General features: G+C 72.0%; 13 protein-coding genes. 3 read left to right on the top strand and 10 right to left on the bottom strand.

Annotation, left to right across the window (positions count from 1 at the left end):
- Positions 1 to 2 precede the first annotated feature (2 nt).
- The 7 genes from ACZ7MF_RS15960 to ACZ7MF_RS15930 form a co-directional block, all read right to left on the bottom strand.
- Positions 3 to 1,271, bottom strand: a complete 1,269-nt coding sequence (locus tag ACZ7MF_RS15960) for an ABC transporter substrate-binding protein (RefSeq protein ID WP_471477408.1) — start codon at positions 1,269 to 1,271, stop codon at positions 3 to 5.
- 50 nt (positions 1,272 to 1,321) lie between these two features.
- Complete coding sequence (locus ACZ7MF_RS15955) at positions 1,322 to 2,767, bottom strand: hypothetical protein (RefSeq protein ID WP_471477407.1); 1,446 nt, start codon at positions 2,765 to 2,767, stop codon at positions 1,322 to 1,324.
- A gap of 26 nt (positions 2,768 to 2,793) precedes the next feature.
- The gene (locus ACZ7MF_RS15950; protein ID WP_471477406.1) at positions 2,794 to 3,678 is read right to left on the bottom strand and encodes an amidohydrolase family protein; all 885 of its coding nucleotides are present in this window, start codon (positions 3,676 to 3,678) and stop codon (positions 2,794 to 2,796) included.
- Positions 3,675 to 4,679 carry an aldo/keto reductase gene (locus tag ACZ7MF_RS15945; RefSeq protein ID WP_471477405.1) on the bottom strand — a complete coding sequence of 335 codons (1,005 nt, stop codon included), beginning with the start codon at positions 4,677 to 4,679 and terminating at the stop codon, positions 3,675 to 3,677. Before ACZ7MF_RS15945 ends, ACZ7MF_RS15950 begins: the two co-directional genes overlap by 4 nt.
- Before the next feature lie 5 nt (positions 4,680 to 4,684).
- Positions 4,685 to 5,704: a hydroxyacid dehydrogenase gene (locus ACZ7MF_RS15940; RefSeq protein WP_471477404.1), complete on the bottom strand. Its 1,020-nt coding sequence runs from the start codon at positions 5,702 to 5,704 to the stop codon at positions 4,685 to 4,687.
- Complete coding sequence (locus ACZ7MF_RS15935) at positions 5,701 to 6,951, bottom strand: mandelate racemase/muconate lactonizing enzyme family protein (protein ID WP_471477403.1); 1,251 nt, start codon at positions 6,949 to 6,951, stop codon at positions 5,701 to 5,703. The genes ACZ7MF_RS15940 and ACZ7MF_RS15935 overlap by 4 nt, the downstream gene beginning before the upstream one ends.
- A 176-nt stretch (positions 6,952 to 7,127) precedes the next feature.
- Positions 7,128 to 8,006: a fumarylacetoacetate hydrolase family protein gene (locus ACZ7MF_RS15930; RefSeq protein WP_471477402.1), complete on the bottom strand. Its 879-nt coding sequence runs from the start codon at positions 8,004 to 8,006 to the stop codon at positions 7,128 to 7,130.
- A 272-nt stretch (positions 8,007 to 8,278) separates the two neighbouring features.
- Here ACZ7MF_RS15930 and ACZ7MF_RS15925 point away from each other — a divergent pair, with 272 nt between their 5' ends.
- The 3 genes from ACZ7MF_RS15925 to ACZ7MF_RS15915 all read left to right on the top strand — a co-directional run bounded on the left by ACZ7MF_RS15925 (position 8,279) and on the right by ACZ7MF_RS15915 (position 12,313).
- Entirely contained in the window at positions 8,279 to 9,061 is a 783-nt protein-coding gene (locus tag ACZ7MF_RS15925) for an IclR family transcriptional regulator (protein ID WP_471477401.1), read from the top strand.
- Positions 9,062 to 9,702: 641 nt separating this feature from the next.
- A complete protein-coding gene (locus ACZ7MF_RS15920) occupies positions 9,703 to 11,592 on the top strand; it encodes a right-handed parallel beta-helix repeat-containing protein (protein ID WP_471477400.1) in 1,890 nt (629 codons plus the stop codon).
- Positions 11,593 to 11,734: 142 nt separating this feature from the next.
- Complete coding sequence (locus tag ACZ7MF_RS15915) at positions 11,735 to 12,313, top strand: hypothetical protein (protein ID WP_471477399.1); 579 nt, start codon at positions 11,735 to 11,737, stop codon at positions 12,311 to 12,313.
- 16 nt (positions 12,314 to 12,329) lie between these two features.
- Here the strand turns inward: ACZ7MF_RS15915 and ACZ7MF_RS15910 are convergent, their stop codons facing one another.
- The 3 genes from ACZ7MF_RS15910 to ACZ7MF_RS15900 are packed head-to-tail and all read right to left on the bottom strand — an operon-like array spanning position 12,330 to position 15,597.
- On the bottom strand, positions 12,330 to 13,352 hold the full coding sequence (locus tag ACZ7MF_RS15910; protein WP_471477398.1) for a C-terminal binding protein: 1,023 nt from the start codon (positions 13,350 to 13,352) through the stop codon (positions 12,330 to 12,332).
- A complete protein-coding gene (locus ACZ7MF_RS15905) occupies positions 13,339 to 15,129 on the bottom strand; it encodes an IlvD/Edd family dehydratase (protein ID WP_471477397.1) in 1,791 nt (596 codons plus the stop codon). Before ACZ7MF_RS15905 ends, ACZ7MF_RS15910 begins: the two co-directional genes overlap by 14 nt.
- Before the next feature lie 9 nt (positions 15,130 to 15,138).
- Positions 15,139 to 15,597: a universal stress protein gene (locus tag ACZ7MF_RS15900; RefSeq protein ID WP_471477396.1), complete on the bottom strand. Its 459-nt coding sequence runs from the start codon at positions 15,595 to 15,597 to the stop codon at positions 15,139 to 15,141.
- Positions 15,598 to 15,702 lie beyond the last annotated feature (105 nt).

The raw sequence follows: 15,702 nt of genomic DNA, 5'->3' as shown, positions 1-15,702 counted from the left end.
GGTCAGCGGTTCTCGTCGACCCACTGGTCGATGCTCTTGGCGGCGTCCGCCGGGCCCGCCCCCGTGTACAGGCTCTGCGCGACCTCGGTGAACTTCGGGTTGAAGCCGGTGACGGGCAGCCGGACGTTGCCCTGCCCCTCGCCCACGGCGACCAGCGCGGGGGCGTCGTCGAGGATGCCCTGGATCTGCGCGTCGACCCCCGACTGCTTCGGCTCGGCGCCCTTGCGGAACACCCCGTCCGAACCGAGCTGCGCCTCGACGGCCTTGGCGTCGGTGACCAGGTACTCCACCAGCTGCTTGGCGCCGTCCTCGTCCCCGATGCCCTTGCGGATCATGTACGGGTTGGCCATGGTGGCGCCCTGCGGGCCCGGGTACGCCTGGCCCTCCGCGGCCGGCGGGGAGAACACGCCCACCTCGAAGGGCAGGTCCCCGGCCTTGTCCAGGCTCGCCGCGAACCAGCTGCCGTTGGTGTAGAGACCCACCTTGCCCGCGGTGAAGTTGCCGTCCGCCTGGGAGGGGCTGAGTCCGACGTCGCTCTTGTCGATGTAGCCGGCCTTGATCCAGTCGGCGTACATCTGGAACGCGGGCTCGTACGCGGCGCCGACCGAGAGCTTGTCGTCGGAGACGGCGGTCTGCCACTTCGGGTGCAGCTGGTTCAGCGTGGGATGGTAGATCTGCTGGAGCTGGAGGCCGGTCTGGAAGTCGCCGGCCGTCTGCATCGGCGTGTAGCCGGCCTTCTTGAGGTCGCCGAGGTCCTTGGTCAGCTCGTCCCAGGTGGTGGGCGGCTTGCTGATCCCGGCCTTCTCGAAGGCGGTCTTGTTGTAGTAGACCAGCGACTGCGTCTGGGTGCCGACGCCGACCGCGTAGTGCGCGTCGCCCATGGCGTACTCGTCGAACATCGGCGTGCCCTTGGCCCAGGCCTCGCCGCCGAGGTCGATCAGTTCGGGCGCCGTGTCGTCGTCGGGGAAGATCGACTGGATGACGTCGGGCGCCGTGCCGGCGGCCAGTTGCTGCGGGAAGGACTCGGCGACGGACTTGCCGGTCGGGCCCTCTATCTTCACCTTCAGGCCGGTCTTGTCCTCGAAGGGCTTGACCAGCTTCTCCCAGTAGGCCTGGTTGAGGTTGTCGGTGAGGTTCACCATCATCCGGATCTCGCCGTCCTCGCCCTCCGCCGAGCCGGAGCCCGACGAGCAGGCCGCGACGAGGAGCAGTGGAACCACGGCGGCAAGCGCGGCACCGCGCGCCTTGCTCCCTCTGTTGGTCGACGTCATTGTCATCTCTCTTTTCCTCGGTGGGGAAAGCCGGCGGTGTCGTTCGGTGGTCACAGCCGTCCCCGGTAGGGCAGGGGGCCGACGGCGGTGATGTCGGTGGGGGCCTCGCCGTGGTCGACGCGGTAGATGCCGTCGTCGGCGACGAAGAACTCGGGGACGTCCGGGTGACGCAGCTCCTCGGGAAGCGGCTCGCGGTCCGTCCAGGCGAAGAACTCCCGGGCGAAGACGGCCCGGTCCTTGCGCCCGTACAGGTGCAGGTCGCCCGCGGTGAGCGGGCTGCGCACCGACCAGTGGACGCCGGACTCGGCCCAGTACGCGCGATCGCTGACCAGCACCGACTGCCGTTCGCGCGGAGCGGTCACCCGGTCCCAGAAGTCCTCGTCCGGACCGGACCGGGCCATCAGGAACAGCAGGTCGTGCGCGTGCCAGGCGGTGCTCGGCGCGATGTCGGCCTCGTTGTGCCAGCCGCTCGCGGAGGCGAAGTACCCGGCCGGCGTCTGGTAACGGGCGTAGGTGGCGAGGCAGGCCTCGGTGAACGCCTCCAGTTCGGCGTCCGGGCCCTCGGCCAGCACCTCGTGGATGCCGTACAGGGTCAGTCCCATGCCCGCGATGAGCATCGGCGTGTCCGTCTTCAGGGCGCGCTCGCCCTGGACGTACCAGTAGCGGTGGTAGCGGACGGCGCCGGTCTCGTCCGTCCAGGCCGAGCGGGCCACGTGCCGGCACAACCGCCGTGCCTCGGCCAGCAGTTCAGGATCGCCCTGCGCCCGGTACCCCAGCACCAGCGGCACGATCATGAGCCCGTAGTACTCGGCGGGCTCCAGGATGCCGCCCTCGGCGCGGTCCCGCACGGTGCGGAACGTGCCGGTGCTCTCCGGGTCGGGCACCCCCCGGTGGTGGAAGAGCCGGATCAACTCCGCCAGATCCTCGGACAGGTCGTCGGCGTAGGTCTTGTCGTCGCTCAGCTCCGTGTAGAGCTGCTTGACCCAGACCCGGGCGTACTCCTGGTTGCAGGTGCCGTCCTCGCCGGGACGCCCGCCGCCGTAGACCTCGCAGGCGTCCAGGTTGCGCCGTACGGCGGCCAGTACGGCGGCCACCTCCTCGGCGGGCAGCAGGTGTCCGGCGTGGCGCACCGCGAGCAGCATGCCGAGGCTGCCGACGGCGTTGTGGATGAGGCCGCTGGTCGCCGACTCGCCGACCTGGAAGCCGATGTGCGCGTACTGTCCGTCGGGCTGCAGCTCCGTGGACTGGTAGCGCAGCAGCCGGCGCAGCAGGGCGACACCCCGCTCGTCCGGCCGCGCGGCCAGGGCCTGGGCCCAGGCGCCGACGGCCGGACCCGCGAACGCGGTGTGCCCGCTGGTGAAGTCCAGGAAGGTGGCCGGGTTGGTGCCCCACACACTGTGGTTGTGGAAGCCGTTGATCGCTCCTTCGTCCGTCACCCAGCTGTGCAGCCAGCCGGCCAGCGCGGCCGTGTCCGGCGTCGTGGTCTGGTGTTCCATGGCGTTGGCGTTCCTTCCGGAGCGGATCACACGGCCGCGTCGTGCGCGGCGTCCAGCAGGGCGGGGTCGAGGCGGTAGAAGCGGGTGGCGGTGCCGCCGAGGACGGCGGCGCGGTCGTCGGGGGAGAGCGGGGCGAGGAGTTCGCACATGGCCTCCCAGGTGCGCGCGTAGCCTCCCGCCAGCAGGGAGATCGGCCAGTCGCCGCCGTACATCAGCCGCTCGGGCCCGAACAGTTCCAGCGCGTCCTCGACGAAGGGCCGCACCTCGTCGGTGGACCAGGCGTCGAGTGCGCCCGAGGCCGAGTAGAGGCCGGAGAACTTCGCGTGGACGCCGGGGTGCTTCGCGGCGGCGGCGATCAGGCGGCGCCACTCGGCGCGGTCCTCGCGGCCGCCGCCGACGGGCGGCTTGCCGAGGTGGTCGACGACCAGGCGCAGGGCGGGGTGCCGGGCCGACAGTTCGGGGAGATGGCGCAGCGCGGCGGGCGACGTGGTCGAGTAGTCGAAGGGCAGACCGGCCTCGGCGAGCAGCGCGAGGCCCGCGTCTGCGTCGGGGCCGAGGACCCAGTCCGGGTCGGACCGCTCGTGGAGCAGGGTGCGTACGCCCACCACGTGCGGGTCGCGGCGCAGCACGGCGAGGCGGGCCCGGGCCCGGCCCGGGTCGTCCAGCGGGACCCAGGCGACGACGCCGACGACCTCCGGGTGCCTGGCGGCGGTCGCCAGCATGAGGTCGGTGTCCTCGTCGTTGTCGGCCGCCTGGACGAGGACGGCCGCGCCGACCCCGGCCGTGCGCAGGGCCGGAAGGGCGTCGTGGAACGGCATGGCGCGGTCGACGGGAGCCATCGCGGGCCCCAGCCACTCGTAGGCGGCCTGCTCGGGATCCCACACGTGCAGATGGGCGTCGACGACGGTCATGACAGCCCTCCGGGAGTGGACGGCGCGCCGGGGACGTCCGGGACCAGACCGAGCTCCGCCAGCTCCGTCCACAGCGCGTCCGGTACGCCGGCCGCGAGCCGCGCCGCGTTCGTGCGGGACTGCCCCGCGTCGCGGGCGCCGAGCACCACCGATACGACCGCGGGGTGCCGCAGCGGATAGGCGATCGCGGCCTCGGGCAGTGTGACGCCGTGCCGCTCGCAGACGTCCGCGAGTGCACCGGCCCGCGCCATCAGCTCGCGGGACGCGGGCAGGTAGTCGTAGGTGGCGTCGGCCGGCGGACGGTCGGCCGCGAGCAGGCCGGAGTTGTAGACGGCGGCGGCCACGACGCCGACCCCGCGCTCCAGGGCGAGCGGCAGCAGCTCGTCCCGCGCGGACTGGTCGAGCAGGGTGTGGCGCCCGGCCACCATGACCAGGTCGACGTCCGAGCGGCGGACGAACTCGGTGAGCATCGCGGCCTGGTTCATGCCCACGCCCACCGCCTTCACCACCCCCTGGTCGCGCAGTTCGACCAGGGTGTCGACGCCGGTGGTGGAGGCCTGCTGCCAGTGCTCGTCGGGGTCGTGCAGGTAGACGATGTCGACGTGGTCGAGCCCGAGCCGGGTCAGGCTGCCCTCCAAGGAGCGCAGGATGCCGTCCCGGGAGAAGTCCCAGTCGCGCCGGAAGGCGGCGGGCACGGCGAAGCCGCCGTCGTCCTGCCGGTGCGCGGTCTCGGGGCTGGGCACCAGCAGGCGGCCCACTTTGGTGGACACCGTGTACCCGGCCCGCGGGCGCCGGGCGAGGGCGGCGCCGAGGCGGCGTTCCGACAGCCCGAGTCCGTAGTGCGGTGCGGTGTCGAAGTAGCGGACGCCACTGTCCCAGGCCGCGTCGACGGCACCCTGGGCGTCCAGGTCGCTGGTCTCCCGGGCCAGGTTGCCCAACTGGGCGGCGCCCAAGCCGAGTTCGGTCAGCTCCGGGCCGCGGAGGAGAGTACGGGAACGCATCGCCCTCACCACACCCTCGTACGGGCGGAGGCCGCGAGGTCCTCCGGGTGGGCGAAGGGCCGGCCCGTCGCGAACCGCTCCACCTCGTCGGCGACGGCGTCACCGATGCGGTGCAGCTCCCCGCCGAGCGAACCCGCCAGGTGCGGGGTGAGCACGACGTTGTCGAGGGTCCACAGCTCGCTGCCCGGATCCGGCGGCTCGGGGTCGGTGACGTCGAGGACGGCGTCGATGCGGCCGGTGCGCAGTTCGGCCAGCAGGGCGTCCCGGTCGACGACGGCACCGCGCGCGGTGTTGACGAGCGTCGCGCCGTCCGGCATCAGCGCCAGCCGTCCCGCGTCGATCTGGCCGCGGGTCGTGGGAGTCAGGGGCTGGTGCAGGGACACCACCCGGCTGTGCGCCATCAGCTCGTCGAGCGGCACCAGCCGTGCGCCGAGGGCGGCCGCCCGCTCCGTCGTGAGCGTCGGGTCGTACAGCAGGACGTCCAGGTCGAAGGGGCGCAACAGGCCGAGCACCGCGCGGCCCACGGTGGAGGCGCCCACGATGCCCACCGTCTGCCGGTAGTTGCCGCACCCGGCGTACGCGCCGAAGTGGTCGGGCAGGGTCCGCGAGGCGCGGTAGCGGCGCTCCTCGGCGAGGACGCGCTTGTTGGCGAGCAGGATCATGGCGAGGGTGTACTCGGCCACGGGCCCGGAGTTGGCGGCCCGGGCGTTGGCCGCGACCACGCCGCGGGCGGCGAAGGCCGCCGGGTCCTCCAGACAGGTCGCGGCGACCCCGCCCGCGTAGACCACCGCCCGCAGCCGCTCGGTGCGGGGCAGGTGCTCGGCCCGTACGACGGGCGCGTCCCAGCCCGCGACGAGGATCTCGGCACCGGCCAGGGCGTCGCGGGAGCGGGCGGAGTCCAGCTCGGCGAGGACCAGGCCGGTGTCGATGTCGGCGGCGCGGCGCAGCCGGGCCAGGGCGGCCTCGTCGAAGACGGCGTGGACCAGCCGGGGGTTCATGGCGAGGACGGCGCGTGGTCGCGTCACGGCGTGTTCTCCCTCTCGGTGTGCTCGCTGCGCGCGGGACGGTGGGCCGGGCCGGGCACGCCCAGGGAGGCGGTGCCCGCCCGGGCACGGGTGACCGGACCCGGGGGGCCGGGCTCGGGCACCAGCCGCAGGCCGGCATCGCGGGGGCGTACGTGCGGCCCGTCGGGGCGTGCCCAGCCGGCGTTCCGCTGCGGGGCGGCGAGCGCGCTCTCGTCGACCGTGATGCCGAGCCCCGGCGCGTCGCCGAGGACGATGCCGCCGTCCTCGATCGCCTGGTCCACGGTCAGTCCGGCCGGTGTGCCGATGTCCTGCACCTCGGTGACCAGGTGGTTGGGGGCGGCCGCGGCCGCGTGCGCCAACGGGTTGGCGTGGTAGCCGACCGGGCTGACCGGGAGGTCGTGGCCGTGGGCGAGGGTCGCCACCCGCAGGAAGTGGGTGATGCCCCAGACGCCCGCGGTCTGCACGACCTGGAGTGCGTCGGCCGCCAGCAGGGGGCGGAACTGCTCCAGGCCCGTCAGGTTCTCGCCGCTGGCGACGGCGGTGCGCGCGGCCCGGCCCACGGCCCGGTGTCCCTTCGCGTCCCAGCGGCGCACCGGCTCCTCGATCCAGGCGAGTTCGACGCGGTCCTCGATCCGGGCGAGCAGCCGCACGGCCTGGTGCCTGCCCCAGGACTCGTTGACGTCGAGCATCAGGGCGGGGGAGCGGGTGTTGGCGCGCAGCACCTCGGCGACCGCGCGCAGCCTGCCGATGTCGCGTTCGGTGTCCAGGCCGCCCTTGAGCTTGGCGCCGGTGAAGCCGCGTGCGGCCCAGCCGGAGTACAGCGCGACCAACTCCTCCTCGTCCAGCGCGATGTCGAGGCCGGACGCGTAGCCGGGCACGAAGCGGTCCGCCGCGCCGAGGGTGCGCCACAGCGGCTCGCCGGCCATCTTCGCCTTGAGGTCCCACAGCGCCGTGTCGAAGGCGCCGATGGTGCCGAAGGCGGTGCCGGCGTGGCCGCTCTTGAAGGTGTGGGCCAGCATCCGGTCGTAGAGCGAGGAGACGGCCCGCGGGTCCTGACCGTCCAGGGCGGGGAAGACCCGCTCGGCGTCGCCGTGTGCGCCGAGGCCCACTCCGGTGAGGCCGCCGTCGGTCTCGACCAGCAGGACCGGGACCTCGGTGACGCCCTGTGCGACGAAGCCGTTGGCGTCTCCGACGGGACGCCCCCAGCGGTGCACGGTCGTCAGGCTCCGGTATCCGGTGATCTTCAACTGCTCCCCCTCTTGTGCTCTCCTCGCCGTCCCGCCCACCGGCCCACCCACCCCGCGCCAGGGAAAACCGAGGGGGCGCGGGAGGTGGGGGAGCGTGCCGTCGGGCCAGGGGAACGGGCGTTGTGCGGCCGTCGGGAATCAGTCCCGCAACCCTGCCCTCATCCAGTCGTAACGTATCATACAAGTGATGACTGAGAAGAGGTCTGCGCGGCGACAAGTGCCTGGCGCTGACGCCCCAGTCCCTCGATCTCGATCTCCATCACGTCGCCGGTCCGCAGGTAGGGGAAGCGCCCGGACAGGGCTACGCCCTCCGGGGTTCCGGTGTTGATGACGTCCCCCGGGTCCAGGACCAGGTACTGGCTCAGGTCGTACACGATCTGCGCGACGGAGAAGATCATGTCCGCGGTGCGCGAGTCCTGCCGCGGTTCGCCGTTCACGAACGACCGCAGCCGCAGAGCCTGGACGTCGGGCACCTCGTCGGCCGGGACCAGGAAGGGACCGAGCGGGTTGAACGTGGCGCAGGACTTGCCCTTGGACCACTGGCCCCCGGAGTGCTCCAGCTGGAAGTCGCGCTCGGAGACGTCGTTGGAGACGGCGTAGCCGGCCACGTGCTCCAGGGCCTGCTCGGGGGAGTCCAGGTACTGCGCCGTGCGGCCGATGACGACGGCCAGTTCGACCTCCCAGTCCGTCCTGGCGGAGCCGCGCGGGATCTCCACCGCGTCGTTCGGGCCGACCACCGTGTTCGGGGGCTTGAAGAAAATCACCGGGCGGGTGGGCGGCACGCTGCCGGACTCCGCCGCGTGGGCCGCGTAGTTCTGGCCGACGCAGACCACCGCGCCGGGCCGCGCGACGGGCGGTCCGAGGCGCAGCCCCTCGGTCCGCAGCGGGGGCAGGGCGTCCTCGGCCAGGGCCCGACGGGTGCGGGCGATGCCGTCCGCCGCGAGGAAGGTGCCGTCGATGTCGGAGGTCAGGGAGGAGAGGTCCCGGGTGACGCCCCGGTCGTCGATGACGGCGGGGCGTTCCCGCCCGGGGTCTCCGAGCCGTACGAGTTTCATGGGTCGCTTTCCTTGGTCGGGAGCCGGGTCCGGCCGTGCCGCCGCTCGCGCCGGACACGTCTGTGCCGGCCGGCCGGGCGCGGAGACGGCGAAGGCGGTCGTCGCCGTGACGAGTGGGGTGCCGATTCCCGGTGCGCGCGGGCGTCCGCCGTGGTCGGCGCCGCGCCGGCGCCGCCGCTCCGGGGCTTGCGGGCCCAGTATCGGTGTACGGCACCGCTTGTTGTCAATGGATTGCTTTACTGTCAACAGGCTGACAACTAGGGTGTGGCGCCATGAGTACTCGGGACGGATCGGTATGGGCCAGTGCCGCACCGGCGCCGGCGGTGCTGCGGGCGGGCGCGATCCTCGACGCGCTGGCGGACGCCCGCGGCCGTGCGCTGACGCCCGCCCAACTGGCCGCCGCCGCGGGCGGCATACCGCGCGCGTCCGTCGTCAACATCTGCGCGGCCCTGCGCGAACAGGAGCTGGTCCACGCCGTGGACGGCGGCTTCGCCCTCGGTCCTGGCCTGCTCCGGCTCGCCCAGTCGTATCTCGACGCCTTCGATCCCGTGCGCAGCTTCCGGGAGCAGGTGAGTCGCCTGGGCGACCGGGAGGAGACGCTCCAACTGGCCACCATGGACGGCACGGACGTCGTCTATCTGGCGGTGCACGAGGGCACCGTCCTGATGCGCCTCACCAGTCGGGCGGGGGCGAGGCTGCCGGTCACCTGCACGGCGCTGGGCAAGGCCATGCTGGCCGGCCTGGACGACACCGGGGTGCGTGAACTGCTGGCGGCCCGGGAGCCGTTCGAGGCGCGCACACCGTGGTCCCTCACTACGCTCGACGCGCTGCTCGGGGACGTGCGCGACGTGCGCACGGCCGGTCACGCCGTCGACGACCAGGAGGCCGCCGAGGGCATCGTGTGCGTCGCAGCGGCCGTTCCCGGACCGACGGGGGGCGACCGGCCCTTCGCCGTCAGTTCCTCGCTGCTCAAGTCCCAGGCCACCCCCGAGCGGGTGGCGGAGCTCGCCGCGCTCATCAAGGGTGTCGTGCGGAGGATGGGCGGAGCGGTGTGAGGTGAGACCGGTGGCGGGCCCGGACCGGTCCGGCAGGTATCGGGCGGCCTAGCCCGCGGCGTGGTCGGCGAACACCGGCCCGGCGACCTCCGGATCGCCGGAGCGCGCGGATCAGCGCCGCGTTGCGGGCCGCTTCGCACATGGCGGTGAAATCACATGTCGGCGTCGCGGAAGACGCCGATGTCGTCCTTGGCCGCCGCCCGGCGCAGCCGGGTCACGTCCTCGGTGAGCGGCCGGGTGTGTTCGGCGTCCACCCGCCCGCCCCGGATGTGGGATGCGTGAACTTATGACTCACGAGCCGCTGAGCCCGTCGCTCCTCGGGTCATCAATTTCAGGTTCAGCCAAGCGTATTGACGGCACCACGGCACGAACATATTAACTATCGTTGCTCGATCAGTGACCCACTAGTCGAGCACACGATGCCGTGCGGGTGCTCCGCCGGAACGAGCATCCTCAGGGGCGGCCCCCGCACCCGGACGGACCACGAGCCCGCGCGGCTCCGACTTCCGTGCCGACGGCCCCGGCGTCCGCGTCGGCTCCGTCGTCCGTGACGGCACGGAAGACGCACCCCGTCCGGCGCACGCCGATCCGGACAACGGCATCACGCACCCTCACGCACCTCCACGCGGCAAGGAGACCTCGTGCCAACCACCCAGGTACGCCCCGTACGACGAAGGACCAGAAGACTTCCCCTGCTGCTCGCGGCCGGCGCCCTGCTGGTGGGCGGCGCCACCCTGGACACACCCGAAGCGAGCGCCCAGGCCGCAGGCTGCAGGGCCACCGAGCTGTTCGTGTCCCCCGACGGGAACGACAAGGCCAAGGGCACCGAGAGCAGGCCGTTCAAGACCATCGAGAAGGCCCGCGACCACATCCGCGACAAGGGCCTGAACCGGCCCGGCAAAATGCGCTGCGACATCCACGTCAACCTGCGCGCCGGGGACTACCCGGTGAACCGGACCGTCGAACTCGACGACCGCGACTCGGGCGCCGGCGGCCACCAGGTCGTCTACCGCTCCTACGACGGCCCCGGCAAGGCCCGGGTGATGGGCGCCGAGCCGGTGACCGGCTGGGAGGAGTACAAGGACGGCATCTACCGTGCCGACGTCGGCACCGACAACCCCTTCTACACCCTCTTCGAGGACGGCACCCGCGCCACCACCGCCCGCTATCCCAACCGCAAGTCCGACGACGAGTGGGCCCCGTACCTGACGTCCACCCTGCCGGAGCCCGAGAAGGAGGCCGTCCACCAGTGGCTGTACTCCAACCCCGGTGACTGGGAAGCGGACTGGGACCTCAGCAACGCCCAGGCGGTGGTCTGGTCCGGCGGCAGCTGGAGCTGGTTCACCGACACGGTCCCGATCCGGGACTGGAACCCCGCCAAGAACCAGATGACGCTCAAGTACTGGACCCGGTACGCGCTCAACAACTCCGGCGGCGGCTCGCGCTACTTCCTCCAGAACTCGCTCGACTTCCTGGACCAGGCCGGCGAGTACTACCTGGACTTCAAGAAGGGCCAGCTCTACTACAAGCCCCGCGGCGACATCGACGACGTCACCGTGCTGCGCCCCACGGTCAAGACCCTGTTCGACCTGGCCGGGACCGCACCGGACCGGCGGGCCGAGGACATCACGCTGGACGGACTCGCCCTGCAGTACACCGACTTCGTCGACTGGTACCGCAACGGCTGGATCAGTGACGGTGACTCCGGCGAGGTGCACACGTACCCGGAGTACGACCGGCAGATCGAGATGCCGCGCAACCGCTTCGGCGCCGTCTCCGTCACCAACAGCAAGGACATCACCCTGTCCCGGCTGAAGATCTCCGACACGGGCTACCACGCCGTCTACGCGCTCGCCGCCAACGACCACCTGACCGTCCGCGACAGCCTGCTGGAGAACATCGGCGCCGACGGAATCAAGGTGGAGGGCCCCTACCCGGGCGAGGGCAACACTTCCAACGGCCACCTGCTCACCAACAACTACATCACCCACTACGGTGAGCTGAACCCCGGCGACGCCTCCGGCATCGAGCTGATGAACACCGGGAACAACACGGTCAGCCACAGCCACGTCAAGCACAGCGCCCGCTACGGCATCAGCCTCGAGGTCCGGCCGGAAGTGGCCCTCAAGGACAACTACGCCCGCGGCAACACCTTCGAGTACCTGCGCATCGACGAAGCCGGCCTGGACAGCGGCGACATGGGCGCCTTCTACACCTACGGCGTCAACAACGTCGAGCCGTACCCGATGGACAACCACGTCCGCCAGATGGTCGTCGGCGACGTGATCCCGGACGAGTCGATGCCCGACAGCGGCACCCGGGGCATCCACATGGACGCCGGCGGCTGCGGCTTCACCTTCGAGGACATCGAGGTGGGCAAGACCACCGACCAGTCGTACCAGAGCTACCAGTGCAACGACGTCAAGAACGCCAACTGGGAGGACGGGTACGACGCCTCCAAGATGGAGTACGACAAGATCGGCGTCACCGCCGGCTTCCCCTACCCGCTGCCCGACGGGGACACCCAGTGAGCGGCCGCTGACCGGTCGCGCCCCGAAGAACGCCCCCGGGCAGTGTGCCGCACGAGCCGCTGCCCGGGGTGCGGTGGGCGCGCGCCCCGGAACGCGCCGACCGCGGTGTCGTGGCCGGAGGCGGACCGTGTTGGATGGGCGCATGAGCCAGACAGCTGCTGCCCTGCGCCTGCGGCGGGCGATCGCCCGGACCCGGCATGCGACGCGAGAACGGGCTCCCGTGGGGCGCCGCCCGGAGGAGGCCGACGACGTGCTGGGCACCTTCGCCACGGACGGGGCGCTCGGCTTCGACCCCTTCCCCTTCCTCCGGGCACTCCACGACGCCGGCTCCCACGCGGTGGTCATCGGCCAGGTCGCGGGCATCATGCACGGCTCCACCGAACTGACCGGGGACCTGGACCTGCTGTGGGACGGCACCCCCGCCGAGGCGCGCGCCCTGCGTGCCGCCCTCGCGGCGTGCGGCTGCGCCGAACCGCCGGACCTGGACCGCGAACAGGCGGCATACGAGGTCACCGGGGCCGGTGGGGACCTGTGCACCCCCGTGCTCCCCTGGGGAGACATGGATGTGTCGCCCTGCCTGGCCCGGGCCGAGACCACACAGGACCCGTCGGGATTCACCGTCCGCTACGCCGCACTCGACGATCTGATCCGCATGCGCCGTGCCCTCGGGCGGCCGAAGGACCACCGCCGCGCGGACGAACTCACCCGCCTGCGCTCCTGACCGGGAGCGGGCCCGCTCACGCGCCTTCCGCGCGGTGGGAGCCGGCGGCCGGTTCGTTGACGGGGTACCGCGCGGGTTCCCCGGTCAGGACCCGTACGGCCTCTTCCGCCGCGATGGTGCGTACCGTGCCGATGGCTTCCTCGGAGTAGTAGGCGGCGTGCGGGGTGACGACGACGTTGGGCAGATCGAAGAGGGGGTTGCTCGGCCGCCAGTCGCGTTGCTTGGCGGGCTCCTCCTCGATGTCGTCCAGCGCCGCACCGGCGATCCACCCTCCGGTCAGCGCCTCGTACAGCGCCGCGTCCTCCACGATCGGCCCGCGTGCGGTGTTGACGAGGACGGCGGTGGGCTTCATCCGGCGGAGCGTCGCGCGGTCGAAGGTGTGGTGCGTCTGCGGAGTGAGCGGCGCCTGGACCACCAGATGGTCCGCACCCTCCACCAGGTCGTCGAAGGAGACCGGCCGGACCCGGGCGGCACGGATCTCGGACTCGTCGACGAACGGGTCGTGCGCCCACACCTCGACGCCGAACGCCCGGGCCCGCTCGGCGACGAGCCGCGCGATGGCGCCGAAGGACAGCAGCCCCAGCACCTGCCCCCTGAGCCGGTGGACGGGCCTGCCCGTCTTCCAGTGCCATTCGCCCCGTCGCGTGGCCCCGTCGTAGCGGCAGATCTTGCGGGCCGCCGCGAGCCAGAGCGCGACGGCGTGATCGGCGACCTCGTCCGCGCACCAGTCGTTGGGTGCGTTCGTGACCTGGATGCCGTGCCGGGTCGCGGCGTCGACGTCGACGATGTCCACGCCGGTGCCGTAGCGGGCGATCACCCGGCAGTGGGGCATCGCGTCGACGGCGCGGGGTCCGACGCGCGCGTACTGGGTCAGGACGCCGGCGGCCTCCCTGCCCGCCTCGATCACCTCGTCCTCGCTCTTGCACTGCGCGGCGACGAGCCGGAGTCCGGCGCCCTCGACGATCGAGCGTTCGATGTCCACGTCGCCGAAGTCGGAGTCGGCGATCAGAACCGTTCGGCCGGGGTCAGTGCGAGTCACGCGGAATCCCCTTGGTGTGGACGAGATCCTGGTAGGACACGGCGAGTTCGAGGCAGCCGCCGCTGTCCAACTGGCCCACCGTGGCACGGTAGATCTCCTGCCACGGTGTCTGGTTCTCCAGTGCCGGAGGCTCGTGCCGGGCCAGCCGCTCGGTGATCTCCTCGTCCGGCAGGAGGACGTCGACGCGTGCCCGGTCCAGGTCCACGCGGATCCGGTCACCGGTGCGCAGGATGGCGAGGTTGCCTCCCACCGCCGCCTCGGGACTGGCGTTGAGGATGGACGGAGCGTCCGACGTGCCGCTCTGGCGGCCGTCACCGAGTGCGGGCAGCGCGGTGAGACCCCGTCGGCTCAGCGAGGCGGGAAGCTCCATGTTCACGACCTCGGCGGAGCCCGGGTACCCGACCGGCCCCGTGTAGCGGATGACGAGGATGCAGTCCTGGTCGATGTCCAGCGCGGGGTCCTCGATGCGGGCGTGGTAGTCCTCGGGACCGTCGAAGACGATCGCGCGGAACTCGAAGACGGACGAGCCTTCGGGGCCCGGCAGCCGACGGGACCGGAAGCCGTCGGTGATCACCGATGTCTTCATGATCGCGGAGTCGAAGAGGTTCCCGCTCATCACGAGGAGTCCGCCCCGCGCGCTCACGGGGTCGTCGAGGGGGCGGATGACCGCCGGGTCGGCGGACGGGACGCCCTCCAGATTCTCGGCCACGGTGGTGCCCGAGACCGTCATCGTGTCACCGTGCAGGTGCCCCGCCGCCAGCAACGACCGCATGACCGCCGGAACGCCGCCGGCGCGGTGGAAGTCCTCGCCGAGGTACTCGCCGGCCGGGGCGAGGTTCACCAGCACCGGGATGTCCCGTCCCACCCGCTGCCAGTCCTGGTTGGACAGGTCCACCCCCACGTGGCGCGCGATGGCGTTGACGTGGATGGGGGCGTTGGTCGACGCCGCGATGGCCGAGGCGACGACGATCGCGTTCTCGAACGCCTCCCGGGTCATGACCTTGCGCGGGGTCAGGTCCTCACGCACCACGGCCACCGCCCGGCGGCCCGTGTCGTAGGCCATCTGCGCCCGCTCCGCCAGGGGAGCCGGGATCGCGGCACAGCCGGGTAGGGACATGCCCAGGGCCTCGGCCAGGCTGTTCATCGACAGCGCGGTGCCCATGGTGTTGCAGTGCCCGATGCTGGGCGCGGAGGCGGTCACGCGCGCCATGTACTCGTCGTAGTCGATCTCCCCGCCGGCGAGCAGGCGCTTCGACTGCCAGATCACCAGTCCCGAGCCCGTCCGCATCCCGTTGTGATAACCGTTGAGCATCGGACCGCCGGACAGGACGATCGCCGGGAGGTTCACCGTCGCCGCCGCCATCAGGCACGCGGGGGTGGTCTTGTCACAGCCCGTCGTCAGCACCACGCCGTCGAGCGGATATCCGTGGAGGACCTCGACCAGTCCGAGATAGGCGAGGTTGCGGTCCAGTGCCGCGGTGGGGCGCTTACCCGTCTCCTGCAACGGATGGACCGGAAACTCGAACGGGATGCCGCCACCGTCCCGGACGCCGTCCTTGACGCGGTCGGCGAGAGCGAGGTGGTGCCGATTGCAGGGGACCAGGTCGTTGCCCGTCTGGGCGATGCCGATGATCGGCCGTCCCGACTGGAGCTCCGCCGCCGTGAGGCCGTAGTTCAGGAACCGCTCGAGATACAGAGCGGTCATCTCCGGGTTGGCCGAGTTGTCCCACCAGGCCCGGCTGCGCAGCCCGGCCGGTGCTGACTCCGTCTGTGACATGCGGGCTCCTCAGCCGTCCTCGCCGCGCACCACGAGGACCGGACACGGTGCGTGCTGGACGCAGTGCTGCGCCACCGATCCCAGCAGCAGCCCGGCGAAGCCTCCGCGGCCCCGGCTCCCGACCACGAGCAGGGACGCTCCCCGGGCCGCCTTCAGCAGCACCCCGGCCGGGGTGCCGTAGTGCACCTCTGCACGCACCTCCACCGGGGGCCGCGGACCCACCGCCTCGTCGACGGTCTGGGTGAGTTCCTGCCGGGCCCGGGCCTCCAGGGCGGCTTCGTCACTGCTCGACGGGGGCAGCCAGCCGAGCGCGCCGTGGAACTGCGGGAACTCCCACGCGGTCACCGCATCGACCGCGCCACCCGTGGCCTCAGCCTGGCGGACGGCCCAGCGGACGGCCTCTTTCGACGAGTCCGAACCGTCCACTCCGACCACGATGCGGCCCGTTTCCTCGCGCTGGTCAACCATGAACGCTGCTCCGCTCGACGGTGGAGGACGGCCTGCGGGCACCCGCGGTCCCCGGCCGGAGGATCACTCCCAGTATTCCCCGACCGCGATGTACGCGCAGTTCGG

Source organism: Streptomyces sp. NPDC111628 (assembly GCF_055635195.1).
Note: the sequence above shows the minus strand (reverse complement) of the source record. Positions and strands in the feature narration are given on the sequence as shown.